Annotated in this window: 30 protein-coding genes, 1 tRNA gene, 1 pseudogene and 1 riboswitch; of the genes and pseudogenes, 23 read left to right on the top strand and 9 right to left on the bottom strand. The window is 70.4% G+C overall.

Annotated features, from left to right (window positions below):
• The first annotated feature begins 22 nt into the window (after positions 1-22).
• The 4 genes from AB0412_RS25880 to AB0412_RS25865 all read left to right on the top strand — a co-directional run bounded on the left by AB0412_RS25880 (position 23) and on the right by AB0412_RS25865 (position 1,996).
• Complete coding sequence (locus tag AB0412_RS25880) at positions 23-445, top strand: M67 family metallopeptidase (protein WP_366404971.1); 423 nt, start codon at positions 23-25, stop codon at positions 443-445.
• Positions 446-567: 122 nt separating this feature from the next.
• Positions 568-663: a putative leader peptide gene (locus tag AB0412_RS25875; protein WP_366404970.1), complete on the top strand. Its 96-nt coding sequence runs from the start codon at positions 568-570 to the stop codon at positions 661-663.
• A 97-nt stretch (positions 664-760) separates the two neighbouring features.
• Positions 761-1,039 (top strand): MoaD/ThiS family protein, encoded by a 279-nt coding sequence (locus AB0412_RS25870; RefSeq protein WP_366404969.1) that lies wholly within the window; start codon positions 761-763, stop codon positions 1,037-1,039.
• A gap of 6 nt (positions 1,040-1,045) precedes the next feature.
• Positions 1,046-1,996 (top strand): cysteine synthase, encoded by a 951-nt coding sequence (locus AB0412_RS25865; protein ID WP_366404968.1) that lies wholly within the window; start codon positions 1,046-1,048, stop codon positions 1,994-1,996.
• Between the two features lie 92 nt (positions 1,997-2,088).
• On the opposite strand, the gene AB0412_RS25860 is transcribed toward AB0412_RS25865, so the two are convergent.
• Positions 2,089-2,520: a type II toxin-antitoxin system PemK/MazF family toxin gene (locus tag AB0412_RS25860; RefSeq protein WP_366404967.1), complete on the bottom strand. Its 432-nt coding sequence runs from the start codon at positions 2,518-2,520 to the stop codon at positions 2,089-2,091.
• 204 nt (positions 2,521-2,724) lie between these two features.
• Here AB0412_RS25860 and AB0412_RS25855 point away from each other — a divergent pair, with 204 nt between their 5' ends.
• A complete protein-coding gene (locus tag AB0412_RS25855) occupies positions 2,725-3,477 on the top strand; it encodes an MBL fold metallo-hydrolase (RefSeq protein WP_366404966.1) in 753 nt (250 codons plus the stop codon).
• A gap of 76 nt (positions 3,478-3,553) precedes the next feature.
• Here the strand turns inward: AB0412_RS25855 and AB0412_RS25850 are convergent, their stop codons facing one another.
• Both AB0412_RS25850 and AB0412_RS25845 read right to left on the bottom strand, forming a co-directional pair.
• Complete coding sequence (locus AB0412_RS25850; RefSeq protein ID WP_366404965.1) at positions 3,554-4,801, bottom strand: PTS transporter subunit EIIC; 1,248 nt, start codon at positions 4,799-4,801, stop codon at positions 3,554-3,556.
• 87 nt (positions 4,802-4,888) lie between these two features.
• A complete protein-coding gene (locus AB0412_RS25845) occupies positions 4,889-6,196 on the bottom strand; it encodes a PTS transporter subunit EIIC (protein ID WP_366404964.1) in 1,308 nt (435 codons plus the stop codon).
• Positions 6,197-6,367: 171 nt separating this feature from the next.
• Here AB0412_RS25845 and AB0412_RS25840 point away from each other — a divergent pair, with 171 nt between their 5' ends.
• From AB0412_RS25840 to rdgB, 4 genes are all read left to right on the top strand, one after another.
• Positions 6,368-6,601 carry a PTS glucose/sucrose transporter subunit IIB gene (locus tag AB0412_RS25840; RefSeq protein WP_366404963.1) on the top strand — a complete coding sequence of 78 codons (234 nt, stop codon included), beginning with the start codon at positions 6,368-6,370 and terminating at the stop codon, positions 6,599-6,601.
• Between the two features lie 75 nt (positions 6,602-6,676).
• On the top strand, positions 6,677-7,414 hold the full coding sequence (gene rph, locus AB0412_RS25835) for a ribonuclease PH (RefSeq protein WP_366404962.1): 738 nt from the start codon (positions 6,677-6,679) through the stop codon (positions 7,412-7,414).
• Between the two features lie 162 nt (positions 7,415-7,576).
• Positions 7,577-7,975, top strand: a complete 399-nt coding sequence (locus tag AB0412_RS25830; protein WP_366404961.1) for a hypothetical protein — start codon at positions 7,577-7,579, stop codon at positions 7,973-7,975.
• A gap of 43 nt (positions 7,976-8,018) precedes the next feature.
• Positions 8,019-8,621 carry an RdgB/HAM1 family non-canonical purine NTP pyrophosphatase gene (rdgB, locus tag AB0412_RS25825; RefSeq protein ID WP_366404960.1) on the top strand — a complete coding sequence of 201 codons (603 nt, stop codon included), beginning with the start codon at positions 8,019-8,021 and terminating at the stop codon, positions 8,619-8,621.
• A 10-nt stretch (positions 8,622-8,631) separates the two neighbouring features.
• Here the strand turns inward: rdgB and AB0412_RS25820 are convergent.
• Both AB0412_RS25820 and bcp read right to left on the bottom strand, forming a co-directional pair.
• Positions 8,632-8,715, bottom strand: a tRNA-Leu gene (locus AB0412_RS25820).
• 39 nt (positions 8,716-8,754) lie between these two features.
• Positions 8,755-9,222, bottom strand: a complete 468-nt coding sequence (bcp, locus tag AB0412_RS25815; RefSeq protein ID WP_366404959.1) for a thioredoxin-dependent thiol peroxidase — start codon at positions 9,220-9,222, stop codon at positions 8,755-8,757.
• A gap of 94 nt (positions 9,223-9,316) precedes the next feature.
• Here bcp and AB0412_RS25810 point away from each other — a divergent pair, with 94 nt between their 5' ends.
• The 3 genes from AB0412_RS25810 (at position 9,317) to AB0412_RS25800 (ending at position 10,537) form a co-directional block, all read left to right on the top strand.
• Positions 9,317-9,646, top strand: a complete 330-nt coding sequence (locus AB0412_RS25810) for a DUF3618 domain-containing protein (protein ID WP_366404958.1) — start codon at positions 9,317-9,319, stop codon at positions 9,644-9,646.
• A 44-nt stretch (positions 9,647-9,690) separates the two neighbouring features.
• A complete protein-coding gene (locus AB0412_RS25805; RefSeq protein WP_366404957.1) occupies positions 9,691-10,047 on the top strand; it encodes a co-chaperone GroES in 357 nt (118 codons plus the stop codon).
• 75 nt (positions 10,048-10,122) lie between these two features.
• Positions 10,123-10,183: riboswitch (guanidine-III (ykkC-III) riboswitch) on the top strand.
• 33 nt (positions 10,184-10,216) lie between these two features.
• A complete protein-coding gene (locus AB0412_RS25800; RefSeq protein ID WP_366404956.1) occupies positions 10,217-10,537 on the top strand; it encodes a multidrug efflux SMR transporter in 321 nt (106 codons plus the stop codon).
• Between the two features lie 16 nt (positions 10,538-10,553).
• Here the strand turns inward: AB0412_RS25800 and AB0412_RS25795 are convergent, their stop codons facing one another.
• Positions 10,554-12,902 (bottom strand): transglycosylase domain-containing protein, encoded by a 2,349-nt coding sequence (locus tag AB0412_RS25795; RefSeq protein ID WP_366404955.1) that lies wholly within the window; start codon positions 12,900-12,902, stop codon positions 10,554-10,556.
• Positions 12,903-13,190: 288 nt separating this feature from the next.
• Between AB0412_RS25795 and AB0412_RS25790 the strand changes: the two genes are divergently transcribed.
• From AB0412_RS25790 to AB0412_RS25775, 4 genes and pseudogenes are all read left to right on the top strand, one after another.
• Positions 13,191-13,991 carry an ABC-2 family transporter protein gene (locus AB0412_RS25790; RefSeq protein WP_366404954.1) on the top strand — a complete coding sequence of 267 codons (801 nt, stop codon included), beginning with the start codon at positions 13,191-13,193 and terminating at the stop codon, positions 13,989-13,991.
• A complete protein-coding gene (locus AB0412_RS25785; protein WP_366404953.1) occupies positions 13,984-14,829 on the top strand; it encodes an ABC transporter permease in 846 nt (281 codons plus the stop codon). The genes AB0412_RS25790 and AB0412_RS25785 overlap by 8 nt, the downstream gene beginning before the upstream one ends.
• Positions 14,830-14,832: 3 nt before the next feature.
• Positions 14,833-15,834, top strand: a complete 1,002-nt coding sequence (locus AB0412_RS25780) for an ATP-binding cassette domain-containing protein (protein WP_366404952.1) — start codon at positions 14,833-14,835, stop codon at positions 15,832-15,834.
• A gap of 43 nt (positions 15,835-15,877) precedes the next feature.
• Positions 15,878-16,555 (top strand): annotated as a pseudogene (locus tag AB0412_RS25775) (DUF1707 domain-containing protein); the annotation flags it as partial.
• Positions 16,556-17,026: 471 nt separating this feature from the next.
• Here AB0412_RS25775 and AB0412_RS25770 read toward each other — a convergent pair.
• The gene (locus tag AB0412_RS25770; protein ID WP_366404951.1) at positions 17,027-18,394 is read right to left on the bottom strand and encodes an SGNH/GDSL hydrolase family protein; all 1,368 of its coding nucleotides are present in this window, start codon (positions 18,392-18,394) and stop codon (positions 17,027-17,029) included.
• Between the two features lie 194 nt (positions 18,395-18,588).
• Here AB0412_RS25770 and AB0412_RS25765 point away from each other — a divergent pair, with 194 nt between their 5' ends.
• The 3 genes from AB0412_RS25765 to AB0412_RS25755 all read left to right on the top strand — a co-directional run bounded on the left by AB0412_RS25765 (position 18,589) and on the right by AB0412_RS25755 (position 21,974).
• Positions 18,589-19,944, top strand: coding sequence for a DUF445 domain-containing protein (locus AB0412_RS25765; protein WP_366404950.1), 1,356 nt, complete (start codon positions 18,589-18,591; stop codon positions 19,942-19,944).
• A 118-nt stretch (positions 19,945-20,062) separates the two neighbouring features.
• Positions 20,063-21,586 (top strand): MFS transporter, encoded by a 1,524-nt coding sequence (locus AB0412_RS25760; protein ID WP_366404949.1) that lies wholly within the window; start codon positions 20,063-20,065, stop codon positions 21,584-21,586.
• Positions 21,587-21,614: 28 nt separating this feature from the next.
• The gene (locus AB0412_RS25755; protein ID WP_366404948.1) at positions 21,615-21,974 is read left to right on the top strand and encodes a VOC family protein; all 360 of its coding nucleotides are present in this window, start codon (positions 21,615-21,617) and stop codon (positions 21,972-21,974) included.
• 39 nt (positions 21,975-22,013) lie between these two features.
• On the opposite strand, the gene AB0412_RS25750 is transcribed toward AB0412_RS25755, so the two are convergent.
• Positions 22,014-22,316: a hypothetical protein gene (locus AB0412_RS25750; RefSeq protein ID WP_366404947.1), complete on the bottom strand. Its 303-nt coding sequence runs from the start codon at positions 22,314-22,316 to the stop codon at positions 22,014-22,016.
• A gap of 283 nt (positions 22,317-22,599) precedes the next feature.
• On the opposite strand from AB0412_RS25750, the gene AB0412_RS25745 reads away from it, so the two are divergent.
• Positions 22,600-22,977, top strand: a complete 378-nt coding sequence (locus AB0412_RS25745) for a VOC family protein (RefSeq protein ID WP_366404946.1) — start codon at positions 22,600-22,602, stop codon at positions 22,975-22,977.
• 57 nt (positions 22,978-23,034) lie between these two features.
• A complete protein-coding gene (locus AB0412_RS25740; protein WP_366404945.1) occupies positions 23,035-23,673 on the top strand; it encodes a GNAT family N-acetyltransferase in 639 nt (212 codons plus the stop codon).
• Positions 23,674-23,686: 13 nt separating this feature from the next.
• Here AB0412_RS25740 and AB0412_RS25735 read toward each other — a convergent pair whose 3' ends face one another.
• Positions 23,687-24,439 (bottom strand): helix-turn-helix domain-containing protein, encoded by a 753-nt coding sequence (locus AB0412_RS25735; RefSeq protein WP_366404944.1) that lies wholly within the window; start codon positions 24,437-24,439, stop codon positions 23,687-23,689.
• Between the two features lie 228 nt (positions 24,440-24,667).
• Here AB0412_RS25735 and AB0412_RS25730 point away from each other — a divergent pair, with 228 nt between their 5' ends.
• The gene (locus AB0412_RS25730; protein ID WP_366404943.1) at positions 24,668-25,363 is read left to right on the top strand and encodes a DUF4097 family beta strand repeat-containing protein; all 696 of its coding nucleotides are present in this window, start codon (positions 24,668-24,670) and stop codon (positions 25,361-25,363) included.
• A 41-nt stretch (positions 25,364-25,404) separates the two neighbouring features.
• The coding region (locus tag AB0412_RS25725) for an ATP-binding cassette domain-containing protein (RefSeq protein WP_366404942.1) at positions 25,405-25,666 on the top strand (262 nt) is incomplete at its 3' end.

Here is a 25,666-nt window from a genome sequence, read left to right as displayed (position 1 = left end):
CCTTCTGCTTATCCTGAGCCTCATGCTGACCATCACCCAGGCCCTGTACGACAAGATCGTCGCCCATGCCCGCGCCGACCACCCCGACGAGGCGTGCGGCGTGGTGGCGGGGCCGGTGGGCTCCGGCCGCCCCGAGCGCTTCATCCCGATGCTGAACGCGGCCCGCTCGCCCACCTTCTACGAGTTCGACTCCCAGGACCTGCTGAAGCTGTACCGGGAGATGGACGACAACGACGAGGAGCCGGTGGTCATCTACCACTCCCACACCGCCACCGAGGCCTACCCCTCCCGCACCGACATCTCCTACGCCAACGAGCCCGGCGCCCACTACGTCCTGGTCTCCACCGCGGACACCGACGGCGCGGGCGAGTTCCAGTTCCGCTCGTTCCGCATCCTGGAGGGCGAGGTCACGGAGGAAGAGGTCAAGGTCGTCGAGACGTACTGATGGTCGGCACACGGCGTCCCGACGGGTGCGCCTGCCTCGTACGTTTCGCATGGTGGATGAAAGGTGTCCGAGCGGTGAGATCACACTCCGGGAGCCCGGCCGGGAATCGATACGATGACCCCATGGTTCTTCTCGACGTGAGCGAAAAGGCGCGGGGCACACTGCTCGTGGCGCGGCTGCACGTCGACCTGTGCAGGCTGAACAGCGCCATCTGTTGATCTTCTCCTGCCGCCGCACGGGCCAGTGAGCCGCGGCGGCGCCACCGCGCGCGCCCACTCCGAACCAGACCACACCTTCCGACAGGAGCCCTCTGCCATGGCCATCGAGGTCCGCATCCCGACCATCCTCCGCCAGTACACCGACGGCCAGAAGGCGGTGGAGGGCACCGGGGACACCCTCGCCGAGCTCTTCGCCGACCTCGAGACCCGGCACTCGGGCATCCAGGCCCGGATCGTGGACGGCGACCAGCTGCGCCGCTTCGTCAACGTCTACCTCAACGACGAGGACGTCCGCTTCCTCGACGGCATCGACACCAAGCTCACCGACGGCGACAACGTCACGATCCTGCCGGCCGTCGCCGGCGGCATGGCCTGACCGGCGATGCGGTACGACTCCCCGCTGGCCGCGGTGGGCAACACCCCGTTGGTGCGCCTGCCGCGGCTCTCGCCGTCCGCCGACGTCCGGATCTGGGCCAAGCTGGAGGACCGCAACCCGACGGGTTCGATCAAGGACCGCCCGGCGCTGCACATGATCGAGCAGGCGGAGAAGGACGGCCGGCTCACCCCCGGCTGCACCATCCTCGAGCCGACCTCCGGCAACACCGGCATCTCGCTCGCCATGGCCGCGAAGCTCAAGGGCTACCGCATGGTGTGCGTGATGCCCGAGAACACCTCGCAGGAACGCCGTGAGCTGCTCGGCATGTGGGGCGCGGAGATCATCTCCTCCCCGGCCGCGGGCGGCTCCAACACCGCCGTGCGCGTCGCCAAGGAGCTCTCCGCCGAGCACCCGGACTGGGTGATGCTCTACCAGTACGGCAACCCGGACAACGCGGGCGCGCACTACGCGACCACGGGCCCGGAGATCCTGGCCGACCTCCCGTCCATCACGCACTTCGTCGCCGGTCTCGGCACGACCGGCACGCTGATGGGCGTGGGCCGCTATCTGCGCGAGAACAAGCCGGACGTGAAGATCGTCGCCGCGGAGCCCCGGTACGACGACCTGGTGTACGGGCTGCGGAACCTCGACGAGGGCTTCGTGCCGGAGCTGTACGACGCGTCCGTGCTGACCACGCGCTTCTCGGTCGGGTCGGCGGATGCGGTGACGCGGACCCGGGAGCTCTTGCAGCAGGAGGGGATTTTCGCGGGGGTCTCGACGGGGGCGGCGCTGCATGCGGCGATCGGGGTCGCGAAGAAGGCGTTGAAGGCGGGGGAGTCCGCCGACGTGGTGTTTGTCGTCGCCGACGGGGGCTGGAAGTACCTGTCGACGGGGGTGTACACCGCTGCGACGACCGAGGAAGCGATCGAGACGTTGCAGGGGCAGCTCTGGGCTTGAGTGTCGGCCGCCGGTGAGTGGGGGCTGGTCGCGCCCACGCGGCGGAGCCGCATGTCGACACAGCCCCGCGCCCCTGGGCGCGTTGCCCGCCCCTAGCCGGCCAGGCGACGGACCTGGTCCCACAGGACCGGGTCCACCGTGCCCACCCGCCGGCGGAAGTCACGCATACGCACTTCCCGCAGCTCGTCCGTCTCCAGGAAACTCGCCCGTCCCCGCGGATCCCCGACCGAACCGGGCGGCAGCGGAATAACTGCCCCCGTCCGCCCTTCCCGGTATTTACTGGTGATCTTGGCGACCGTCGCACGCCTCCCGTGCACCGCCAGCACCAGGCACGGCCGGTCCTTCGCGCCCGGACCGTCCTCGTAGGGCACCCCCGCCCACCAGATCTCCGCCGGCTGTGGCCGGTGCGCCGCGCGTGCCCCGCGCTCCAGGGCCCGTCTGCCCCGGCCCCACCCGTCGACGAGCGTGGCGACCAGCGCGAGCAACACCACCGCGGAGAGCACGAGCCACCAGGACGTGTCCATGCGCATGACGTTACCGGCGCGCCCTGTCGCCGCGCGCCCCCTCACGCGCCTCACACGCCCCGCTTCCAGCCGAACCGGTGACAGCACAGGTGAGTTCGCCCACAACAGCCCCTGGTGGAGGAGCGACCAAAGGTTTTGCGCCTTACGCTCGACGAACCGCACGACCCCCGTTTTCTCATCCCCGCCAGCGGAGGTTTCTGCTTCATGAAGCTCACCGTCGTCGGCTGCTCGGGGTCGTTCCCGTCCGCGGAATCGGCCTGCTCGAGCTACCTCGTCGAGGCCGACGGCTTCCGGCTGCTCCTCGACATGGGCAACGGCGCCCTTGGCGAGCTGCAGCGCCACTGCGGTCTCTACGACCTCGACGCGATCTTCCTCAGCCATCTGCACGCCGATCACTGCATCGACATGTGCGCGTACTTCGTGGCGCGCTACTACCGGCACGACGGCGGCCGCTGCGCCCCCCTGCCCGTCTACGGACCCGAGGGCACCGAACACCGGCTGACCACCGCCTACGCCGACACCCCCTCGGCCTCCTCGATGAGCGAGGTCTTCGACTTCCACACGGTCAAGCCGTCCACCTTCGAGATCGGCCCGTTCCTCGTGCACACCGAGCGTGTGGCCCACCCGGTGGAGGCGTACGGCATCCGTATCGAGCACGGCGGGAAGTCGCTGACGTACTCGGGCGACACCGGAGTGAGTCCGGCGCTGGACGAACTCGCCCGTGACGCCGATCTCTTCCTGTGCGAGGCCGCCTTCACGCACGGCAAGGAGAACATCCCCGACCTGCACCTCAACGGCCGTGAGGCCGGCGAGACCGCGGCCCGGGCCCAGGCCCGCCGCCTGGTCCTCACCCACATCCCCCCGTGGACCGACCCCCAGATCAACCTCACCGACGCCCGCGCGGTGTACACCGGCCCGGTGGAACTGGCGGCGCCCGGCAGGACGTACGAGATCTGAGAGCCGCGACCGCACGACGAAGGCCCCGGACCCGATCACCTCGGGGTCCGGGGCCTTCGCGCCGTTCAGCGGGGCGTCACGCCTTCGTGGCGTCCTCGACCTCCTCCTCGGGCTCGCGGCCCGGGGTGGGGAGGTTGAACTTGGTGATGGCGAAGCGGAAGACGACGTAGTAGATCGCCGCGAACACCAGGCCGATCGGGATGATCAGCCAGGGCTTGGTGGCGAGGCTCCAGTTGAGCCCGTAGTCGATGGCGCCCGCGGAGAAGGTGAAGCCGGCGTGGACGCCGAAGGCCCAGGTGATCGCCATGGACAGGGCCGTGAGCACCGCGTGGATCGCGTACAGCACCGGGGCGATGAACATGAACGAGAACTCGATGGGCTCGGTCACGCCGGTCACGAAGGAGGTCAGCGCGAGGGAGACCATCATGCCCATCACGGCCTTGCGGCGCTCGGGACGGGCGGAGTGCGCAATGGCGATCGCGGCGGCCGGCAGGCCGAACATCATGATCGGGAAGAAGCCGGACATGAACATTCCGGCGCTCGGGTCACCGGCGAAGAAGCGGTTCAGGTCACCGTGGACGACGTCACCGGCGGCGTTGGTGAAGTCGCCGATCTGGAACCAGGACACGGTGTTCACGAACTGGTGCATGCCGATCGGGATCAGCGCGCGGTTGATCAGACCGAACAGACCCGCGCCCGCGGCGCCCAGACCGGTGATCCACTCGCCGGCGTCGGAGATGACCTCACCGATCGGCTCCCAGACCAGGCCGAAGAAGACACCCATCGCGGTGCCGACGAACGCCATGATGATCGGGACGAGACGGCGGCCGTTGAAGAAGCCGAGCCAGTCGACCAACTTCTTGCGGTGGTACCGCTGCCACAGCACCGCGGCCAGCAGACCCATCAGGATGCCGCCGAGGACACCGGGGTTGTTGTAGGTCGCGGCTATGTCCTCGCCGGCCTTGACCTGCGCCTCGGTGACCGGGAACGCCTTCAGGACGTTGCTGTAGACCAGGAAGCCGACGAGGGCGGCGAGCGCCGTGGAGCCGTCGGCCTTCTTCGCGAAACCGATGGCCACGCCGATGCAGAACAGCATCGGCAGGTTGTCGAAGATCGCGCCACCCGCGGTGGCGAACACCGCCGTGACCTTGTCGGGAAGGTTCAGCTTCTCCTGGACGTCGGTCTGTCCCAGCCGGAGCAGGATGCCCGCCGCCGGCAACACGGCGATCGGGAGCTGAAGGCTGCGGCCGACCTTCTGCAGGCCCTGGAACAGGCCGGATCCCCGCTTCTTCGCGGGGGCCGCCGATGCGGTGGCGGTGCTCATACTTCCTCCATCGGTGGTGGTCTACACCACTCAGTGGTGTAGACCTGTTGTAGCACGATGAAGGCCGCATAAGGAACCCGCGCTTCCTCACACCTTGGTGACGTCCTCCACTTCCTCCTCCGGCTCCCGTCCCGGCGTCTTCAGATCGAATTTCGTGATCGCGAAACGGAAGATCACGTAGTACACGACAGCGAAGCACAGACCGATCGGGATGATCGCCCAGGGTCTGCTCGCAAGGTTCCAGTTGATGACGTAGTCGATGAGTCCGGCCGAGAAACTGAACCCGTCCTTCACCCCCAGCGCCCAGGTCACCGCCATCGACACACCCGTCAGCACCGCGTGCACCGCGTACAGCAGCGGGGCGATGAACAGGAACGAGTACTCGATCGGCTCGGTGATGCCCGTGACGAACGACGTCAGCGCCACCGACAGCATCAGGCCGCCGACCTCCTTGCGGCGGCTCGGCCGCGCGCAGTGGGTGATCGCCAGGGCCGCCGCCGGCAGTGCGAACATCATGATCGGGAAGAAGCCCGAGGTGAACTGACCGGCGTCCGGGTCGCCCGCCAGGAACATGTTGATGTCACCGTGCACCACCTCGCCGTCCGGCGTGGTGTACGTGCCGAACTGGAACCAGATGGGCACGTTCAGGAACTGATGCAGGCCGATCACCAGCAGCGCCCGGTTCGCCACCCCGAACACACCCGCGCCCCACGCGCCCAGATCCGACATCCAGTCGCTGAAACTCTCCAGCGCGTCACCGATCGGCGGCCAGACCCACAGACACAGCGCCGCGAACGCGATCGCCACGAACGCCATGATGATCGGCACCAGACGCCGGCCGTTGAAGAAGCCCAGCCAGTCCACCAGCTTCGTGCGGTGGAACCGCTGCCAGAAGAACGCCGCCATCAGACCGATGACGATGCCGCCGAAGACACCCGGATTCTGGTAGTCGTACGCCGTCACCGTCCCGTCCGCCAGCTGGCAGCCGACGTCCGGCACCGCCTGAGAGCCCTCCGGACAGTCCTCCGGGAACTGCCGCAGCACATTGAAGTAGACGAGAAAGCCCACGACCGCCGCCAGCGCCGTCGACCCGTCCGCCTTCTTCGCCATGCCGATCGCCACACCGACACAGAACAGCAGCGGCAACCCCAGCGAACCGTCCAGCAGCGCGCCGCCCGCGCCGTCCATCACCTTCGAGACATTGGTCCAGCCGAGCCCGTCGTCGCCGAACACGTCCGGCTGCCCCAGCCGGTTCAGGATGCCCGCCGCCGGCAGCACGGCGATCGGCAGCTGCAGGCTGCGCCCCATCTTCTGCAGACCCTGGAACAGCCGGTTCCAGCGTTCACGCGCGGGACTCACCCGGTCCTCCGTGCCGGCGGGACGGTCGGTGCTCATCCGGTCCCCTTCGCTGCGGGTTTGTCGGCGATCCACCCGGTGGTGTAGACCAGTCGACGGACGGTTCCGCTGTCGTGACGCCATCATTCGATACGTCCGACATGACCGCTCGCGAAGATGGGCCAACTGTGGGTTACTGCGACAAAGCGGTTCGGATCAGGGAGAACGAACATGGCCAGCAAGGCTGAGAAGATCGTTGCCGGGCTCGGCGGCATCGACAACATCGAAGAGGTCGAAGGCTGCATCACCCGCCTGCGCACCGAGGTCGTGGACGCCGCCAAGGTCGACGAAGCCGCCCTGAAGGCCGCCGGCGCCCACGGCGTCGTCAAGATGGGCAGCGCGATCCAGGTCGTCATCGGCACCGACGCCGACCCCATCGCAGCGGAGATCGAAGACATGATGTGAGCCTCGCCCGCTCACCGGGGCCCCTCACCCACCGCGGGAGGGGCCCCTTCCGCATGTGCGGCTAGGCTCGACGCCATGTCTCGAATCGACGGCCGCACCCCCGAACAACTCCGCCCGATCACCATCGAACGCGGCTGGAGCAAGCACGCCGAAGGCTCCGTCCTCGTCTCCTTCGGCGACACCAAGGTCCTGTGCACCGCGTCCCTCACCGAAGGCGTCCCGCGGTGGCGCAAGGGCAGCGGCGAGGGCTGGGTCACCGCGGAGTACGCGATGCTTCCCCGCGCCACCAACACCCGCGGCGACCGCGAGTCCGTCAAGGGCCGCATCGGCGGCCGCACCCACGAGATCAGCCGCCTCATCGGCCGGTCCCTGCGCGCCGTCATCGACTACAAGGCACTCGGCGAGAACACCATCGTCCTCGACTGCGACGTCCTCCAGGCCGACGGCGGCACCCGCACCGCCGCCATCACCGGCTCCTACGTCGCCCTCGCCGACGCCGTCGCCTGGGCCCAGGCCAAGAAGCTCATCCGCCCCGGCCGCCAGCCCCTCACCGGCACCGTCAGCGCCGTCTCCGTCGGCATCGTCGCCGGCGTCCCCATGCTCGACCTGTGCTACGAGGAGGACGTCAAGGCCGACACCGACATGAACGTCGTCTGCGCCGGCGACGGCCGCTTCGTCGAGGTCCAGGGCACCGCCGAGGCCGAACCCTTCGCCCGTGAGGAACTCGACGCCCTCCTCGACCTCGCCGTCGCCGGCTGCACCGAACTCGCCGCCGCGCAGCGCACCGCGCTTGATACCGTCCTCGAACGGTAAAGGAAGGTAAAAGGCGCACCAAGGCAGGTGGCCGACGCGGGCAACCGCGCCGGCCACCGCCGCGTCTGAAGAGATACGGGCGCACGGCTCATCCCTGTGCGCCCGGCCAGCGACCAGGGCCGGCCGGACCACCGACCGGCCCGACGAGGGAGGGACCGTTCCATGGCCGCGAGCCGCCGACGCCGCACCGCAGCCGTCGCCGCCACCCTGGCGGCCGTCGCGCTGACCGCCGGACTCACCACCGGCTGCGACGCCGTCGACAAGGCGCTGGACTGCGTCCAGACCGCCGACGCCATCGCCGACAGCGTCACCGACCTCCAGCAGGCCGTGGAGAACGCCTCCAACGACGTGACCCAGCTCGAGGAGTCCCTCGACTCCATCGACAAGAACCTCGGCGAGATCGGCGACAAGACCGACAACGCGGACGTCAACAAGGCGGTCGACGACCTGAACAAGGCCGTCGACAACGTCCGCACCTCCATCGAGAACGGTGACCAGACCCCCGACATCAGCCCGGTCACCGACGCGGCCGGCGAACTGACCAAGGTCTGCACCCCGTAAGGCACCTCGAGCGAAGGTCATGGGGACCGGAATACTGGTCCCCATGACCCGCCTGATCCTCGCCACCCGCAACGCCGGAAAGATCACCGAACTGAGGGCGATCCTCGCCGAGTCCGGCCTGCCCCACGAGCTCGTCGGCGCCGACGCCTACCCGGACATCCCCGACGTCAAGGAAACCGGCGTCACCTTCGCCGAGAACGCCCTGCTGAAGGCCCACGCACTGGCCCAGGCCACCGGCCTCCCGGCCGTCGCCGACGACTCCGGCCTCTGCGTCGACGTCCTGAACGGCGCCCCCGGCATCTTCTCGGCCCGCTGGTCGGGCCGCCACGGCGACGACAAGGCCAACCTCGACCTGCTCCTGGCCCAGCTCTCGGACATCCCCGACGACCACAGGGCCGCCCACTTCGCCTGCGCAGCGGCCCTGGCGCTGCCGGACGGCACGGAGCGGGTGGTCGAGGGCCAACTCAGAGGCACCCTCCGCCGAGAGCCCGCCGGCACGAACGGCTTCGGCTACGACCCGATCCTCCAGCCGGACGGCGAGACGAGGACCTGCGCGGAACTGACCCCGGCCGAGAAGAACGCCATCAGCCACCGCGGCAAGGCGTTCCGCGCCCTGGTACCCGTGGTGCGCGAGCTGCTGGGCTGAGAGAAGACGGTGCGGCCGGAGGGACTCGAACCCTCACGGGAGTTACCCCACTGGGACCTAAACCCAGCGTGACTGCCAGTTCCACCACGGCCGCCTGATACTGCCCGGCCATGCTAGCGGCCGGGCAGTGCGCTCAGATGCCGAGATCCTTGATGATCTTGGCCACGTGGCCCGTCGCTCGGACGTTGTACAGGGCGCGTTCCACCGTGCCCTCCTCGTCCACGACGATCGTGGAGCGGATGACGCCCAGGTAGGTGCGGCCGTAGTTCTTCTTCTCGCCGTACGCGCCGTAGGCGTTCAGGACCTGCTTGTCCTCGTCGGCGAGGAGGGTGATCTTCAGGGACTCCTGCTCGCGGAACTTCGCCAGCTTCGCCGGCTTGTCGGGGCTGATGCCGATGACGTCGTAGCCCGCGCCGGCGAGGAGCTCCAGGTTGTCGGTGAAGTCGCAGGCCTGCTTCGTGCAGCCGGGGGTAAGGGCAGCGGGGTAGAAGTAGACGATGACCTTGCGGCCCTTGTGGTCGGACAGGGACACCTGGTTGCCGTCGGCGTCGGGGAGGGTGAAGGCGGGGGCCACGTCCCCGGGCTGGAGTCGCTCGCTCATCGGACTAGCGTAACCGGGGGTCCTGACAGTGCGGCGGCGTCCGGAGCTGACAGACTGTCCGGCACAGGTATCAGCGGATTTCGGAGGCGACACGGTGGCGGACACGGCGGACACCAGAACCCCGGCGCAGATCGAGGCGGACATCAAGCGCCGTCGCGCGGTGCTGGCCGAGACCCTGGACGAGATCGGTGTGCGGGTGCACCCGAAGACGATCATGGGCGATGCGAAGGCGAAGGTCGCCGCCAACGTGGATCACACCCTCGGGCGGGCCTACGTCGGCGTGAACCGCGCGGTGAGCGACGTCAAGGCGCAGTTCGTGGACGAGAAGGGCGCGCCCCGGCTGGAGCGGGTCGTGCCGGTGGCGGTGCTGGTGGTGGGCGTCGTGGGGCTGCTGGCCCTGGGCACCCGCCGGCGGCGGGGCTGACCCGCCCGCGTACGTTCGCGGCGAAGGCAGGTAGGTTTCACAGCGTGAGCGCCAACAGAAACGAGCACAGTCCCCAGCACGACAAGCTGCCCATCCGGATGCTGCACGACCGCGTACTCGTGCGGCAGGACACCAGTGAGGGCGAGCGGCGTTCCGGGGGCGGCATCCTGATTCCCGCCACGGCGGCGGTGGGCCGCCGGCTGGCCTGGGCCGAGGTCGTCGCGGTGGGGCAGAACGTACGGACCGTGGAGCCGGGTGACCGGGTGCTGTTCGACCCGGAGGACCGTGCCGAGGTCGAGGTGCGGGGGATCGCGTATGTGCTGATGCGGGAGCGCGATCTGCACGCCGTGGCCGCGGACCGGTTCGAGGGTTCCGAGGATTCAACCGGCTTGTACCTGTAATCACCTGTAGTTCTGAGGTGTGAGGGGCTGGTGACCATCGTCACCGGCCCCTTTCGGCTGCTCTTGGCTATGGTGGAAGGACCCACTGGGTCCCGACGAGACGCGCCGTACCGGGTGAAGGCAAAGACGACGCACCCCCGTTTCCGTTCGTGTCCCGGAGGTGCCTGTCATGGCCTGGGTTCTGCTCGTCGTCGCCGGTCTGCTGGAGGTCGGCTGGTCGATCGGCATGAAGTACACCGAGGGTTTCACCCGGCTCTGGCCGAGCGTGTTCACCGGCGCCGGCATCGTCGCGAGCATGGTGCTGCTGTCGTACGCCGCGAAGACCCTGCCCATCGGCACGGCCTACGGCGTGTGGGTCGGGATCGGCGCGGCCGGGGCGGCGGTGCTGGGCATGGTGGTGCTGGGGGAGCCGGTGACCGCCGCCCGGATCTTCTTCATCTGTCTGCTGCTGGTCGCCGTGGTGGGGCTGAAGGCGACCTCCGGCCACTGACGGGCCCTTCCCGGGCTCAGGGCCTGCGCGTCGGGACGATGCCGGTCGGGCCGCCCTGGCCCGTGCCGCCCTCGTCCCCGTCGGTTCCGCCGTCGCCGCTCTCACCGTCGCCGGTGCCGCCCGTCGTGCCGCCGGTGGCGGTCCCGCCCTCGGTGTCGCCGCCGGTGGTGTCGCCGGTGCCGCCGTCCTCGGTGCCGCCGTCGCTCTGGCCCTGGTCCTCGCCCTCGTCCTCGCCCGGGGTCTGCCCGGTGGTCTCCTCGTCCTCCGGCGTCTGCTCGGCGTCCTCGTCGGGGCCGTCGGAGGCGGGTCCGCTGGGTGTGCTGTCGGTGGGCGGCTGCGTCTGGTCGGCGCCGGGCTGGAGCCGGAGGTCGAAGTCGCGCACGGGCTCGCCCTGGAGGGCCTCGCGGGTGAACTGGGCCCAGATCTCGGCGGGGGCGCCGCCGCCGTTGATGCGGGGCAGGCCCATGGCGCCGTACAGCTTCTTCTGGCTGCCGGTCTCCGGGTCCTGGGCCATCACGGCGACGACGGTGGCCAGTTCGGGGGTGTAGCCGGCGAACCAGGCGGCCCTGTCCTCCTCGGCGGTGCCGGTCTTGCCGGCGGCGGGGCGGCCGGAGCCCTGGGCGGCGGTGGCGGTGCCGCCCCTGACGACGCCGCGCAGCACGGAGGTGGTGGTGTCGGCGGCCTCGCGGCTGACGGCCTGGCGGGTCCGGCTCTCGGGCAGCTCGACGGTCTCGCCGTTGCGGGTGACCTTCTCGACGATCGTGTACGTGCGGTGCTCGCCGTGGTTGGCGAGGGTCGCGTAGGCCTGGGCCATGTCGAGGACGCTGGCGGTGGCGACTCCGAGCGCGATGGAGGGGGAGGGGGTCAGTTCCGGGGTGGAGGAGGGCAGGCCGAGGTCGATGGCGGTCCGCATGACCTTGTCGGAGCCGACGTCCACGGCCATCTGCGCGTACACCGCGTTGACGGACTTGTCGGTGGCCTCGCGGACGGTGATGTCGCCGTAGGAGACCTGGTCCTCGTTCTCGGGGGCGTAGCGGCCGCCGCTCCAGCCCTCCACCGGGCGCTTGTTGGTGCCGTCGTACGTCGTGTTCGGAGTGATCAGACGGCCGTCCTGGGTGTTGGACCGGTTGTCGACGGCGGAGGTGAACACGAACGGCTTGAAGGTGGAGCCGACCTGGTAGTCGCGGCGGGTGGCGTTGGGGGTGTACTGCTTGACGTAGTCGATGCCGTTGTACATCGCGACGACCTTGCCGGTCTTCGGCTCGACGGAGGCGCCGCCCGCGCGGACGTACGTGTCGACCTTGCGGTTCTTCTTGTCGAGCCGGTCCATCAGCTTGTCGTTGACGGCGTCGACGAAGGCGTCCTGCTTGTCCTTGTGCAGGGTGGTGGTGATGCGGTAGCCGCCCGCGTCGAGCTCCTCCTCGCTGACGATCTTGTTCTGGATCAGGTGGTCCTTGACGATGTTCACGATGTAGCCGCGCTGGCCGGACAGGCCGGTGGAGACGGTGGTCTGCTTCGGCATCGGGAACTTCATGCCGGCCCGCTCGGACTCGCTGAGCCAGCCCTTCTCGACCATGCCGTCCAGGACGTAGTTCCAGCGGGATACGACCGCGTCGCGGTTCTCCGGGTGGGCGATGACGTCGTACTGGCTGGGCGCGTTGACGAGCGCGGCGAGGTAGGCGGCGCGGGCGGGGTCGAGCTCGGCGGCGTCGATGCCGTAGTAGGCGTGGGCGGCGGCCTGGATGCCGTAGGCGTTGCGGCCGAAGAAGCTGGTGTTGAGGTAGCCCTCGAGGATCTTGTCCTTGGACTGTTCGCGGTCCAGCTTGATGGCGATGAAGAACTCCTTCACCTTGCGGGTGACGGTCTGCTCCTGGCGCAGGTAGTAGTTCTTCACGTACTGCTGGGTGATCGTGGAGCCGGACTGCTTGCCCTTGCCGGTGGCGGTGTTCCAGGCGGCGCGGACCATGGCGCCGGGGTCGATGGCGGACTCGCTGTAGAAGTCGCGGTCCTCGGCGGCCAGGATGGCGTGCTGGGCGTCCTTGGAGACCTGGGCGAGGCCGACGTTCTCCCGGTTGACCTCGCCGTCGCGGGCGATGACGGAACCGTCCGCGTACAGGTAGACGTTGGCCTGCTGGGTGGCGAGGGCGTTGGCGGGCGGGATCTTCACCAGGGTGTAGCCGAGGACGAAGCCGCCGACGATCAGCAGCGCGGCGATCAGGAAGGTGCCGAGCACCATGCGCCAGGTGGGGATCAGGCGCCGCCATCCGGTGCGCCGGCCCTTGCCGTTGTCCTGAGGGGCGTTCGCCGCCTGCGGCTCTCTGGGTGCCCAGCCCTGGTGGGGCTGCTGCTGCGGCTCGTCGCTCATGTCGTGCACGGACTCCTGTTTCGCCTCGTTCGCTCCAGTACGCCTGGTGCGCTCCCCCTCATGGAAGACTGTCGCATCCGGCGATCAGTTCCCCGCCACGGCGCGCGTCGCGCAGACATGCGGCTTCTCACACGCATGGCTGGCGCGAAACGGGTGACCAGGGCCGCGAGGAGCGGCTGTCGCCCGCCCCGGGCCGCCTGCCGGCGCCCGGAAAACGCGTGGCAGCCCGCCCGCCGCCCCCGCTAGGCTCCTGCGCTTCGGTGCCGGGCGCGGGAGGAGGGTGCGGGCGTGGGCTCGGGACGCTTGTACGCGGCCGTCGCGGCGGGTGGCTTCCGACGGTACGCGACATATCGGGCGGCCACCCTGGCGGGGGTGTTCACCAACACGGTGTTCGGGCTGGTCCTCGCCTACACCTATGTCGCCCTGTGGGACGAGCGGCCCGGTCTCGGCGGGTACGACCAGGCGCAGGCCCTGACGTACGTGTGGCTCGGGCAGGCGTTCTTGTCGACGCTCGCCCTCGGGGGCGGCGGCGTCGAGAGCGAACTGATGGAACGCATCCGTACGGGTGACGTGGCGATCGATCTGTACCGGCCGGCCGACCTTCAGCTGTGGTGGCTGTCCGCGGATCTGGGGCGGGCGGCGTTCCAGCTGCTGGGCCGCGGGGTGGTGCCGTTCGCCGTCGGAGGGCTGTTCTTCCACCTCGCGCTGCCCGCCGACCCGATGACCTGGGCGGCGTTCCTGGTCGCGGTGGCGCTCGCGATGGTCGTCAGCTTCGCCGTCCGCTATCTGGTGGCGCTGTCGGCGTTCTGGCTGCTCGACGGCACCGGGGTGGCGCAGATGCTGATGATCACCGGCACGTTCTGCTCGGGGATGCTGCTGCCGCTGAACGTCTTCCCCGGTGCGCTCGGCGAGGTCGTGCGGGCGCTGCCGTGGTCGTCGATGCTCCAGGCGCCCGCGGACGTGCTGATGGGCGAGGCCGCTCTGCCCGGCACGTACGCGTTCCAGGCGGGCTGGGCGGTGGTGCTGCTGGCGGCCGGGCGGCTGCTGCAGTCGGTGGCGACGCGGCGGGTGGTGGTCCAGGGTGGCTGACGCCGGTGTCGCCGGGGGCCGGCGATCCTCCCGGCTCAGGGACGGGCTGCGGGCGTACCGGCTGATCGTGGGAATGTGGATCCGCTCCACCACGGCGTACCGCACGTCGTTCGTGCTGACCACGGTGGGGAACTTCGCGCTGACGGCGCTCGACTTCGTGGCGATCCTGCTGATGTTCTCCCGCGTCGACGCCCTCGGCGGCTACGCCCTCCCCGAGATTGCCTTCCTCTACGGCCTGACCAGCATCTCCTTCGGGTTCGCCGACCTGGCGATCGGCTCGATGGACAAGCTCGGTCAGCGGGTGCGCGACGGCACGCTCGACACGCTGCTGGTGCGCCCGGCGCCGGTGCTGGCGCAGGTGGCCGCCGACCGGTTCGGGCTGCGCCGGCTCGGGCGGGTCACCCAGGGGGCGCTGGTCCTCGGGTACGCGCTGAGCACCGTCGACATCGACTGGACGGCCGGCCGGCTGCTGCTGATGCCGGTGATGCTGGTCAGCGGGTCGGCGATCTTCTGTGCGGTGTTCGTGGCGGGGGCGGCGTTCCAGTTCGTGGCGCAGGACGCCTCCGAGGTGCAGAACGCGTTCACCTACGGCGGTACGACGCTGCTGCAGTACCCGCCGACGGTGTTCGGAAAGGAACTCGTGCGCGGGGTGACGTTCGTGCTGCCGCTCGCCTTCGTGAACTGGGTGCCCGCGACGTATGTGCTCGGGCGGCCCTATCCGCTGGATCTGCCGGGCTGGGCGGCGTTCGCCTCGCCGCTGGTGGCGGTGGCGTGCTGTGCGCTCGCGGGGGTGGCGTGGCGGGCGGGGCTGCGCTCGTATCGGAGTACAGGGAGCTGACGGGTGGACGAGGCACGGGCCCGCGAGGGTGACTTCATCACGCTCGACCGGGTGGAGAAGGTCTTCGACGTGCGCAGGAAGACCGGTTTCCTGAAGCGGGAGCGGCGGCAGGTGCGGGCCGTCGACTCGATCTCCTTCCGGGTGGCGCGCGGCGAGATGGTCGGTTACATCGGGCCGAACGGCGCCGGGAAGTCGACGACGATCAAGATGCTGACCGGGATCCTCACCCCGAGCGCCGGGCGGCTGCGGGTGGCGGGCATCGACCCGAGCCGGGAGCGGACGCGGCTGGCGCACCGGATCGGGGTGGTGTTCGGGCAGCGGACCACGCTGTGGTGGGACCTCCCGCTGATCGACTCCTACCGGCTGATGCACCGCATGTACCGGATCCCGGACGGGCGTTACCGCGAGAACCTGGACCGGATGGTGGAACTGCTGGACCTGGCCGACCTGTTGGACGTCCCCGTGCGGCAGCTCTCCCTCGGTCAGCGGATGCGCGGCGACATCGCGGCGGCGCTGCTGCACGATCCGGAGGTGCTGTACCTGGACGAGCCGACGATCGGTCTGGACGTGATCAGCAAGACCAAGGTGCGGGAGTTCCTGCGGGAGTTGAACGCCGAGCGGGCCACGACGGTGCTGCTGACGACGCACGATCTGCAGGACATCGAGCAGTTGTGCGGCCGGGTGATGGTCATCGACCACGGCCGGCTGATGTACGACGGTCCGCTCGCCGGGCTGCACGAGGCGGGGGAGAGCGAGCGGACGCTGGTGGTGGACCTGGAGCGGGAGCTGCCGCCGCTCGAGGTGCCGGCGCCGGCGCGGGTGGTCCGTGTGGAGGGGCCCCGGCAGTGGCTGGCGTTCCCGGCGTCGCAGTCGGCGGCGCCGCTGGTGGCGCGGATCGCGGCGGAGTGCCCGCTGGTGGATCTCTCGGTACGGGAGCCGGACATCGAGGCCGTGATCGCCAAGATGTACGCGGAACGGGCGGAACGAGCGGCTACGCAACCGTAGCTCTCGTAGCCGCCGGTCGGGGGGAAATCGTAGGCTGCTGTGTATGACCGACGACGCTGTCCCGGACCTCCGCGCCTCCGACGCCGACCGTGAACGGGTCGCCGACATCCTGCGGGACGCCCTCGCGGAGGGGCGTCTGGACATGGAGGAGTTCGGGGAACGCCTGGACGCGACGTACAAGGCGCGCACGTACGGCGAGCTGGAGCCGATCACCCGCGACCTGCCGTCCCCGGGCGGGGCCGCACCGGTGGTGTCGCTGAGCAAGGAGCCCGCGCGGGGTGGCGCTTGGGCGGACCGGATCGTCGGCGGGGACGACGACGGCAGGTCGACGTGGGCCGTCGCGGTGATGTCGGGTTTCCAGCGCAAGGGCCGCTGGACGGCGCCGCGCCGCTTCAACTGCTTCGCGTTCTGGGGCGGCGGTGAGATCGATCTGCGCGAGGCGGACTTCGCGGACCGCGAGATCGTGATCAACGCGGTCGCGATCATGGGCGGGGTGGATGTCGTCGTGCCGCCGGGTGTCGAGGTCGTCGTGCGCGGCATCGGCATCATGGGCGGCTTCGATCACCGCGAGGCGGGCGTGCCGGGCGACCCGGGCGCCCCGCGCGTGATCGTCACGGGCTTCGCCTTCTGGGGCGGCGTCGGCGTCCAGCGCAAACTCCCGCGTGCGGAGAAGCAGCGCCTGCGCGAGGAGCGCCGCAGGGAGAAACTGGAACGCAAGGAAGCCCGCCGCGAATTGGACACGTGAGCGCCTCCGGCCCGCCCGGTGTGTGGGGGCGGGTGAGCTGTTCGGGCTCGCCGGTGTGTGGGGGCGGGTGAGCTGTTCGGGCTCGCCGGTGTGTGGGGGCGGGTGAGCTGTTCCGTCCCGCCGGTGTTTCGGGCTGCCTGAGCTGTTCCGGCCCGCCGACGTGTCGGGGCAAGTGTCCTGTTCCAGCCCGTCGGCACTCGGCGCAGGTGAGCTGTTGCCGCCCGCCGGCGCTTCGGCGCACGTGAGCTGTTCCGGCCCGTCCGGGGTGCCCCCTCGGGGAGAGCTCGAGGACGAGGCCCGTTCCGGCCGATGCGGGGGCCGGGGGAAGTCCCGGCGGGGTTGCAGGGGCGGAGCCCCTGATCGGGGGTCGAAGGGGGCGGAGCCCCCTGGGGACGGGACGGGAAGGGGCGGCGGGGGCGAGAAAACCACCCCCGACGCCCCACGGGCCTACAGCTCCGCCGCGCCCCCACCCTTCAGATCGTCCAGGTCGAACACCTCGGCCATCCGCGCGTACCCCTTGTCGCTGGGGTGCAGATGATCCCCGGAGTCATAGTCCGCCCGAAGCCGCCGAGGGTCGTACGGGTCACGCAGCCCCTTGTCGAAGTCGGCGACCGCGTCGAACACCCGCCCCGCGCGGATCTCGGCGTTGATCTCCTGGCGGACCGCCTCGCGGGCGTCCGTGTAGCCGCGGTGGCCGCCGAACGGCATCAGGGTCGCGCCGACCACCTTCAGGCCCCGCGCGTGGGCCCGGTCCACGAGGGCCTTCAGGCCGGCCACGATGCGGTCCGGGTCCGCGGTGTTCGGGTCGCGCAGGATGTCGTTGACGCCGAGGACGATCACGACGACCTTCACGTTGGTGCGGCTCAGCACGTCCCGGCCGAAGCGGTTCAGGCCGCTGGGGTTCTCCGGCGGGCGCCCCAGGCCGTCGGTCAGGACACGGTTGCCGCTGATGCCCTCGTTGACGACGCTGTAGCGCGGCACGTCCCGCCCGGACTCGACGGCGGTGCGCAGCCGGTCGGAGAGGATGTCCGGCCAGCGGTTGTTCACGCCGGTCGTGGAGGTGATGCCGTCGGTGAGCGAGTCGCCGAGGACGACGACCGTGCCGTCCGACTCGTTGCTCAGCACGTCCAGCGCGGTCACGTACCGCCAGGACGTGAACCGCTCGGTGTACGGCGTGCCCGTGGTGTCCCGGGTGTGCTCGCCGACGGCGGCGTAGGAGACCTGGCGCGCATGCGGGTGGTGGGTGACCGGCCCGGAGGCGGTGGGGGAGTACGTCGTGATCAGGACGTCCCCGTCGTGCGGGACGGTGAGGCGCACCGCGTCGCTCATCACCTGACCGCCCGCCGGGATGACGACCGCGGCCCGCCCCGTGAAGGTCAGTTGCCGCATCGTTCCGGCGAGCGCCGCCGCCGAGTCCGCGCCCGCGGAGACGGCGATCGAGGCGTGGCTGATCGTCAGCGGGGACTGGCCGTAGAGATTGGACAGGGTGACGCGGGCACTCGTACCGCCGACGCTGGTGTGGACGACGTTGCGCACCGAGCGCCCCGCCAGCCCCCGCATCTCGGTGCCGGGCTCGCCCCCGACCGGCGAGGTGGCCCAGGAACCGACCCAGGTGCCGGTGGAGGCGGGTGCGGCCGGGTTGTTGTGGGCGCCGCGGCCACCGGCGAGGGTGTCGCGGCTGTTCGTGCCGTCGTCGGAGGACACGCCGACGAAGATGGCGGCGGACACGGCCACGATCGCTGCGACGATCGCGGCGAGCAGGGCTCGGTACTTGGCGGGAGGCGCCCCCGCGCCCCCGTCACGACCCCGGGTCATGCTGTTCTGTTCTCCTCGGGAGGTGGGAGCCCCGAGGCTCCGATCCGATGAGCCCATGATGCGTCATGGGCGGGGAGAGGCTGACAGGACCCCCTCGCCTTCCCCCTCCGGACAGACGCCGGGAACTCCTGTTCCGTTCCGGGAGTCGGTCAGGAAGGGACAATGTGTGAGGGATCACCGAACGGGTGGAGCGGATGGAACGGACGAAAACGTCAGACACCGGGCAAACCGGCGGGCGGGGTGCCGAGGAGCAGCATGCCCGCCCCGGCCCGGTCACGAACCGCGCGATGACCACGTTCAGCCCCGCGGACGAGGAGAAGCGGCGCGGCGTACGCCGGATGAAACTCACCGCCACCGGCCTGCTGCTGTTCGTCGCCCTGGTCTACGTCCTCGCCAAGGTGGCCTCCCACCAGGGCGCAGGCCCCTGGGCGGGCTATGTCGCCGCCGCCGCCGAGGCCGGCATGGTCGGCGCGCTCGCCGACTGGTTCGCGGTCACCGCCCTCTTCCGCCACCCCCTCGGCCTGCCCATCCCGCACACCGCGATCATCCCCACCAAGAAGGACCAGCTGGGCGTCTCGCTCGGCGACTTCGTCGGCGAGAACTTCCTCTCCGAGGACGTCGTACGCCAGCGGCTGCGCGCCGTCGGCATCGGCAGCCGCCTCGGCGCCTGGCTCGCCGTCCCCGAACACGCCGACCGCGTGACCGCCGAGCTCTCCGCCGCCCTGCGCGGCGCGCTCACCGTGCTGCGCGACTCCGACGTCCAGGCGGTCGTCGGCGAGGCCATCACCCGCCGCGCCGACGCCCAGGAGATCGCCCCCGGCATGGGCAAGATGCTGGAGAAGATCGTCGCCGACGGCGGCCACAAACGCGCCGTCGACCTGATCGTCACCCGCGCCCACGACTGGCTGATCCTGCACAGCGACTCCGTGATGGACGCCGTGCAGGGCGGCGCCCCCGGCTGGACCCCCAGGTTCGTGGACCGCAAGGTCGGCGAGCGCGTCTACAAGGAACTGCTGCGCTTCTGCGCGGAGATGCGCGACATGCCCGCCCACCCCGCCCGCGGCGCCCTGGACCGCTTCCTCACCGACTTCGCCTCCGACCTGCAGTCCGACACCGACACGCGCACCCGCGTGGAGCGGCTGAAGACAGACGTCCTCGGCCGCGGCGAGGTGCAGGACCTGATCGCCTCCGCGTGGACCGCCGTACGGTCCATGATCGTCTCCGCGGCGGAGGACGAGCGCAGCGAACTCAGGCTGCGCGTACGGGCCTCGCTGCTGTCGCTGGGCGCGCGGATGGCGGCCGACCCCAAGGTGCAGGGCAAGGTCGACGGCTGGCTGGAGAGCGCGGCGGTGTACGTCGTCACCACCTACCGCAAGGAGATCACCTCCCTGATCACCGACACGGTGGCGAGCTGGGACGCCGAGCACACCACGAAGAAGATCGAGGCGAACATCGGCCGCGACCTGCAGTTCATCCGCATCAACGGCACGGTGGTCGGCTCACTGGCGGGGCTGGTGATCTACACCGTGTCGCGGGCGCTGGGGGCGTAGGCGGGGCGTGCGCCGGGCGTAGGACGGGCGTGGGCCGGGCCGGGCCGGGCCGGGCTGGGCGTAGAACCGTACATGTCAGGGCACCCGACGGTGGTCGCTTCGCCGAGGAGGGGGCCCTATGACCACCGGAGGAACCGCACCGGCCGCAGGCACCGGCCCGACCGGACGCACCGTCACCACCAGCATCCCCGCCCGCCTGGACCGGCTTCCCTGGTCCCGCTGGCACTGGTCCGTCGTCATCGGTCTCGGCACCGTGTGGATCCTGGACGGCCTGGAGGTCACGGTCGTCGGCAACATCGCGAGCCGCCTGTCCGAGCCCGGCAGCGGACTGCCGATCACCTCCGGCCAGGTCACCGGTATCGCCGCCGCCCTCTATGTCGCCGGAGCCTGCGCGGGCGCCCTGTTCTGGGGCCGCCTGACCGACCTCTGGGGGCGCAAAAAACTCTTCATGATCACCCTCGCGGTGTATCTCGGCGCCACCGCCCTGACCGCGATCGCCTTCGACACCTGGTGGTTCTTCCTCTTCCGCTTCCTCACCGGCTTCGGCATCGGCGGGGAGTACGCGGCCATCAACTCCGCGATCGACGAGCTGATCCCGGCGCCGTACCGGGGCCGCGTCGACCTGATCATCAACGGCAGCTTCTGGCTGGGCGCGGTCGGCGGTTCGCTGCTGTCGATCGTCGCGCTGAACACCTCGATCTTCCCGGCGAACGTCGGCTGGCGCCTGACCTTCGCCCTCGGCGCCGTCCTCGCCCTGGTCATCCTGCTCGTACGCCGCCACGTCCCGGAGAGCCCGCGCTGGCTGCTGATCCACGGCCGCGACGAGGAAGCGGAACGGATCGTCTCGGACATCGAGCAGCGCGTCGAGGCCGAGAAGGGCGAGCCGCTGCCGCGCGCCGAGGGCGAACTGACCATCCACCAGCGCAAGAGCGTCACGTTCGCCGAGATCGCCCGCACGGTGCTCTCGCGGTACCGCAGGCGTGCGGTCCTCGGCTTCTCCCTCTTCATCGGCCAGGCGTTCCTCTACAACGCCATCACCTTCGGCTTCGGCGCGATCCTGACGACGTTCTACGACGTCCCCTCCGGCAGTACCGGCTACTACTTCGCCGTCATCGCCCTCGGCAACTTCCTGGGCCCGCTGCTGCTCGGCAAACTCTTCGACACCGTGGGCCGCCGGGTGATGATCTCGGGCACGTATCTGGTCTCCGGTCTGCTGCTGTTCGCCACGGCCTGGCTGTTCGACCGGGGCTCGCTGAGCGCGGCCACGCTGACGGCCTGCTGGTGCGCGGTGCTGTTCGTCGCGTCGGCGGGCGCGAGCAGCGCGTACCTGACCGTCTCCGAGGTGTTCCCCATGGAGACGAGGGCCATGTCGATCGCCTTCTTCTACGCCATCGGCACGGCCGCGGGCGGCATCAGCGGCCCGCTGCTCTTCGCCGAACTCACCGGCACGGGCAAGGTCGCCGACACGGTGCTCGCCTTCCAGATCGGCGCCGGCCTGATGTGTGCGGCGGGTCTGGTGGCCGTGTTCCTCGCGGTGAAGGCGGAACGGCGGTCGCTGGAGGACATCGCCCAGCCGCTGACGGCGACGGCGGGCGCGCAGGCGAAGAGCAGACACGGACAGTCCAGGCCGGCGACGGCGTAGCGGCCGCGGCGGCGGGTAGACCTGGCGCATGACGATCCGCAGAGTCATGCCCGACGTCCAGGTCGGCTCCGACAAGGAGCTGGGCGCGAACCGCGACTTCTACGGCCTGCTCGGCTTCGAGGAGGTCATGGACATGGGCTGGGTGGTCACCCTGGCGTCCCCCGCCAACCCCACCGCCCAGATCAGCTTCTTCACGGAGGAACGCACCGCGCCCGTGGTCCCCGACCTGAGCGTCGAGGTGGAGGACGTCGACGCGGTGTACGCCCAGGTCAAGGCCTCGGGCGCGGAGATCGTACGGGAGCTGCGGGACGAGGAGTGGGGCGTACGCCGCTTCTTCGTGCGGGATCCGGGCGGGCGGGTGGTGAACGTCCTCACTCACCGGGGGTGAGCGGGGCCGGTTCCGCCAGGGTGAGCCGGCGGGTTCCGCTCAGCCGCGCCGGTCGGCCACCGCCCACGACGCCAGGGCCACGGCCCCGGCGACCGAGAAGACCGCCGGCCAGGCACCCACCTTCTTGGCCAGCGGATGCGACCCTGCGAAGGCGGCGACGTACGCGGCCGTCAGTGCCCCCGCCGCCACTCCGCCGGCCTGCTCCCGCCACTGCCGCGCGGCAGCGGCGCCCGCGGCGGCGAGGACCACACCGCCCAGCTGCCGCTTCCGCGTCCAGCGGGCGACGCCGTACCCACCGACCAGCCCACTCGCGGCCACCACCGAGCTGGGAACCTTCGCCATTGCCTGCCTCCTGCTGCCGTGCCCGTGGGGCGGGTGTCACACCTGGCTCAGAGGCTAACTCCCCCAGCGAAGGGGACAGCTCAGGGGGCGCCCCTGAGGCACGCCCGGCACATCCTGGAGCTCCGCCCTGCATCCCCCTGAGCTCCGCCCAGCCCGCACCCGCCGCTCGGCGGCGTGTCCCACCCGGCCCGCACCCGCCGGAAAACGGTTCGACGACGGCTGCCCTGCCACGACATCCTGCGAGACCAGGCCGACGCCCGAACTCGACGCACCGGGAGCCCCGTTGAACCCCACGATCCGCCACATCACCTTCGACTGCACCGGCGATCCCTACGAACTGGCCCTGTTCTGGAGCGCCCTGCTGGGCCGTCAGGTCTCCGACGACGACAAGCCGGGCGACCCGGAGGCCCTGATCGAGGACCCGTCCGGCACTGGTCCCGGCCTGCTCTTCGTCCGTGTGCCCGAACCCAAGGCGGTGAAGAACCGCCTCCACTTCGACCTGAGGCCCACGGGCCGCACCCGGGCCGAGGAAGTGGCCCGCGCCATCGGCCTCGGCGCCCGCCAACTGGCCGACCACACACGCCCGGACGGCAAGGGCTGGGTGACCATGGCCGACCCCGAGGGCAACGAGTTCTGCGTCGAACGAGGCGAACTCGACTGAGACAACGCCCCGATGGGCGCCACCCCGCCCCACCGGCTGATGATCACGGCGTGCAGAATGACCGGTATGCCCATACCGAACGCACCCGAAACGGCAACGCTCGACGACGCCGCCTTCGTCAGCCGCACCCTGGCCCGCGCCTTCGACGACGACCCGATGATGCGCTGGTTCTTCCCCGACGACACCACGCGCGAGGAAGGCCTGACCCGCTACTTCGGCACGATCTTCACGCGCCAGTACGCCCACCACGCGGTCTGCGAACGCACCGGCGCCGGCGCCGCGTTCTGGGTGCCGCCGGAGGCCCAGCCCCAGGCCGTCCCGGACGCGGAGACCATCGGCGAACTGCAGAACATCCTCGGTGACCGGGCCGCCCTCTTCGGGGAGGCCGTGGAGTCGGCCGCCAAGCACTCGCCCCGTGAACCGCACTGGTACCTGGCCGTCATCGGCGCCGACCCCGCCGCCCGGGGCCAGGGCCACGGAGCCGCGCTGCTCCGCTCGGGCCTCGCCCAGGCGGACGCGGCGGGCCTCCCCGCCTACCTGGAGTCGTCCAAGCCGGACAACCTCCCCTTCTACGAGCACTTCGGCTTCACCGTCCGCGAGAAACTCCAACTGCCCGGCGGCGGGCCCACGCTGTGGTCGATGTGGCGCGAGCCCCAGGTCCGGGCCTCGGGCGCGGAGAAGCCCGCGGCACACTGACCCACCCGTTCCCTCAGCCCTCTGACCCCGGCTCAGCAGCGCTCTCCGGCGCGGTGGCAGGCGTCGAGTGAAGGATCGCGCGTGCCTGCTCCGCCGCGCGGGCCGTGCTCTCGGCGACGAAGTCGAGGAAGCGGGCGATGTTCTCGAAACGAACCCCGGCCGGGGTGTCGGCGCCGAGCACGCCGACGCCCTGCCGGGTGATCTCCACTATCCGGGCGATGGCCTGGGCACTGGCCATCATCGACTGGTACATGACGTCGTTGTCGATCACATAGCGCTCGCGGCGCCGCCCGTCGCGCTCGCGGCGGACCATGCCCTGGCTCTCGAGGAACGCGATCGCCTTGGACACGGACGCCGGGCTGACCTCGAGACGCTGGACGAGCTCGGACGCGGTGAGGCTGCCCGAGTCGGTGAGGCTGAGGGCTGCCATGACACGGGCCGTCATCTTCGGCATGCCCGACTGCATCATCACGGTCGTGAACGTCTCCTCGTACGCGCGCATCGCCTCGGGGTCGCGCCCGTGCGCCTGCGCGGGCGCCTTCGCACCCCGGGGCGCGGCCTGCCTGCGACGGTGGGCACGCTGCTCGGCGGCGCGGTGGGCGAGGTCGGCGCGGTAGGCGGTGGGGCCGCCGTTGCGCATCACCTCGCGCGTGATCGTCGAGGTCGGACGGTCGAGACGCCGGGCGATCTCCGCGTAGGCGAGGCCGTCGGCCAGTCCCAGCGCGATCTGCTGACGTTCCTGCTGGGTGAGCCTGCCTCCGGGCATCGCGGCCTCCTTCGTGGTGCGGGGTGGGCTCACCATAGCGTTCACCCTCAACTCATTGCAACGAATCGTCGCTGTTGTGTTGCGTTATCGTTCAGCTGGTTGCAACGAATTAATAGTGCTGACCTGCACTGATGTGAGTCGAGCGCAACAAGTGTGTTGTCGACTTAGTGAAGGCAACGTAGCGTTTCTCTCGTCGGAAACAAGGCGCACGGACTTGAGGAGCACACCATGCAGACGCAGCAGACCACCCCGCGGACGTTCGACACCCCCGCTCCGATCGCGGCCGTCCTCGACATCCCCGCCGGACAGATCCGGCTCATCGCCGCCGACCGGGCCGACACCACCGTCGAGATCCTCCCGGCGGACCCCGCCAAGAGCCGCGACGTGAAGGCGGCCGAGCAGATCCAGGTCGCCTACGGCGACGGTGTCCTGCGTATCGAGGCCGCGCCGGCGAGGAACCGGATCCTCGGCAGCGGCTCCGGGGCCGTCGAGGTGACCGTCCAGCTGCCCGCCGGCTCCCGCGTCGAGGCGAAGGCCGCCGCCGCCGGCTTCCGGGGCGTGGGACGGCTCGGCGACGTCACCTTCGAGGGGGCGCAGGGCTCGGTCAAGCTCGACGAGACCGCCGGCACCCGCCTCACCCTCCTCGCCGGCGACATCGCGGTCGGCCGCATGGGCGGCCCCGCCGAGATCAGCACCCAGCAGGGCGACATCCGGATCACCGAGGCCCTGCACGGTACGGTCACGCTGCGCACCGAGCACGGTGACATCGAGATCGGCGCCGCTCACGGAGCCTCCGCCTCCCTGGACGCGGGCACCGGCTACGGCCGCATCCACAACGCGCTGAACAACACCGACGGCGCCGCCGCCGGCCTGACCATCCACGCGACCACCGCCTACGGCGACATCACCGCCCGCAGCCTCTGAATCCCAAAAGCCCCGGACGTCCTGGAAAGGGAGCACCTCTCATGACCACCATGGCCATCGCGGCGAACGGTCTGCGCAAGTCCTACGGCGACAAGCTGGTCCTCGACGGCATCGACCTGGCCGTCGCGGAAGGCACGATCTTCTCCCTGCTGGGCCCGAACGGGGCGGGCAAGACGACCGCGGTGAAGATCCTCTCCACGTTGATCAGGGCGGACGGCGGTCAGGCGCAGGTCGCCGGCCACGACCTGGCCCGTGAGGCGCAGGCGGTCCGGGCCGCGATCGGGGTCACCGGCCAGTTCTCGG

It is taken from the genome of Streptomyces sp. NPDC052012 (assembly GCF_040689265.1).
Lineage (GTDB): Bacteria > Actinomycetota > Actinomycetes > Streptomycetales > Streptomycetaceae > Streptomyces.
Note: the sequence above shows the minus strand (reverse complement) of the source record. Positions and strands in the feature narration are given on the sequence as shown.

Excerpts from the sequence above, each read along its gene's own strand:
- AB0412_RS25880 (WP_366404971.1), top strand. The coding sequence starts at position 23 with ATGCTGACCATCACCCAGGCCCTGTACGACAAGATCGTCGCCCATGCC.
- AB0412_RS25875 (WP_366404970.1), top strand. The coding sequence starts at position 568 with ATGGTTCTTCTCGACGTGAGCGAAAAGGCGCGGGGCACACTGCTCGTG.
- AB0412_RS25870 (WP_366404969.1), top strand. The coding sequence starts at position 761 with ATGGCCATCGAGGTCCGCATCCCGACCATCCTCCGCCAGTACACCGAC.
- AB0412_RS25865 (WP_366404968.1), top strand. The coding sequence starts at position 1,046 with ATGCGGTACGACTCCCCGCTGGCCGCGGTGGGCAACACCCCGTTGGTG.
- AB0412_RS25860 (WP_366404967.1), bottom strand. The coding sequence starts at position 2,520 with ATGGACACGTCCTGGTGGCTCGTGCTCTCCGCGGTGGTGTTGCTCGCG.
- AB0412_RS25855 (WP_366404966.1), top strand. The coding sequence starts at position 2,725 with ATGAAGCTCACCGTCGTCGGCTGCTCGGGGTCGTTCCCGTCCGCGGAA.
- AB0412_RS25850 (WP_366404965.1), bottom strand. The coding sequence starts at position 4,801 with ATGAGCACCGCCACCGCATCGGCGGCCCCCGCGAAGAAGCGGGGATCC.
- AB0412_RS25845 (WP_366404964.1), bottom strand. The coding sequence starts at position 6,196 with ATGAGCACCGACCGTCCCGCCGGCACGGAGGACCGGGTGAGTCCCGCG.
- AB0412_RS25840 (WP_366404963.1), top strand. The coding sequence starts at position 6,368 with ATGGCCAGCAAGGCTGAGAAGATCGTTGCCGGGCTCGGCGGCATCGAC.
- rph (WP_366404962.1), top strand. The coding sequence starts at position 6,677 with ATGTCTCGAATCGACGGCCGCACCCCCGAACAACTCCGCCCGATCACC.
- AB0412_RS25830 (WP_366404961.1), top strand. The coding sequence starts at position 7,577 with ATGGCCGCGAGCCGCCGACGCCGCACCGCAGCCGTCGCCGCCACCCTG.
- rdgB (WP_366404960.1), top strand. The coding sequence starts at position 8,019 with ATGACCCGCCTGATCCTCGCCACCCGCAACGCCGGAAAGATCACCGAA.
- bcp (WP_366404959.1), bottom strand. The coding sequence starts at position 9,222 with ATGAGCGAGCGACTCCAGCCCGGGGACGTGGCCCCCGCCTTCACCCTC.
- AB0412_RS25800 (WP_366404956.1), top strand. The coding sequence starts at position 10,217 with ATGGCCTGGGTTCTGCTCGTCGTCGCCGGTCTGCTGGAGGTCGGCTGG.
- AB0412_RS25795 (WP_366404955.1), bottom strand. The coding sequence starts at position 12,902 with ATGAGCGACGAGCCGCAGCAGCAGCCCCACCAGGGCTGGGCACCCAGA.
- AB0412_RS25770 (WP_366404951.1), bottom strand. The coding sequence starts at position 18,394 with ATGACCCGGGGTCGTGACGGGGGCGCGGGGGCGCCTCCCGCCAAGTAC.
- AB0412_RS25765 (WP_366404950.1), top strand. The coding sequence starts at position 18,589 with ATGGAACGGACGAAAACGTCAGACACCGGGCAAACCGGCGGGCGGGGT.
- AB0412_RS25760 (WP_366404949.1), top strand. The coding sequence starts at position 20,063 with ATGACCACCGGAGGAACCGCACCGGCCGCAGGCACCGGCCCGACCGGA.
- AB0412_RS25755 (WP_366404948.1), top strand. The coding sequence starts at position 21,615 with ATGACGATCCGCAGAGTCATGCCCGACGTCCAGGTCGGCTCCGACAAG.
- AB0412_RS25750 (WP_366404947.1), bottom strand. The coding sequence starts at position 22,316 with ATGGCGAAGGTTCCCAGCTCGGTGGTGGCCGCGAGTGGGCTGGTCGGT.
- AB0412_RS25740 (WP_366404945.1), top strand. The coding sequence starts at position 23,035 with ATGACCGGTATGCCCATACCGAACGCACCCGAAACGGCAACGCTCGAC.
- AB0412_RS25735 (WP_366404944.1), bottom strand. The coding sequence starts at position 24,439 with ATGCCCGGAGGCAGGCTCACCCAGCAGGAACGTCAGCAGATCGCGCTG.
- AB0412_RS25730 (WP_366404943.1), top strand. The coding sequence starts at position 24,668 with ATGCAGACGCAGCAGACCACCCCGCGGACGTTCGACACCCCCGCTCCG.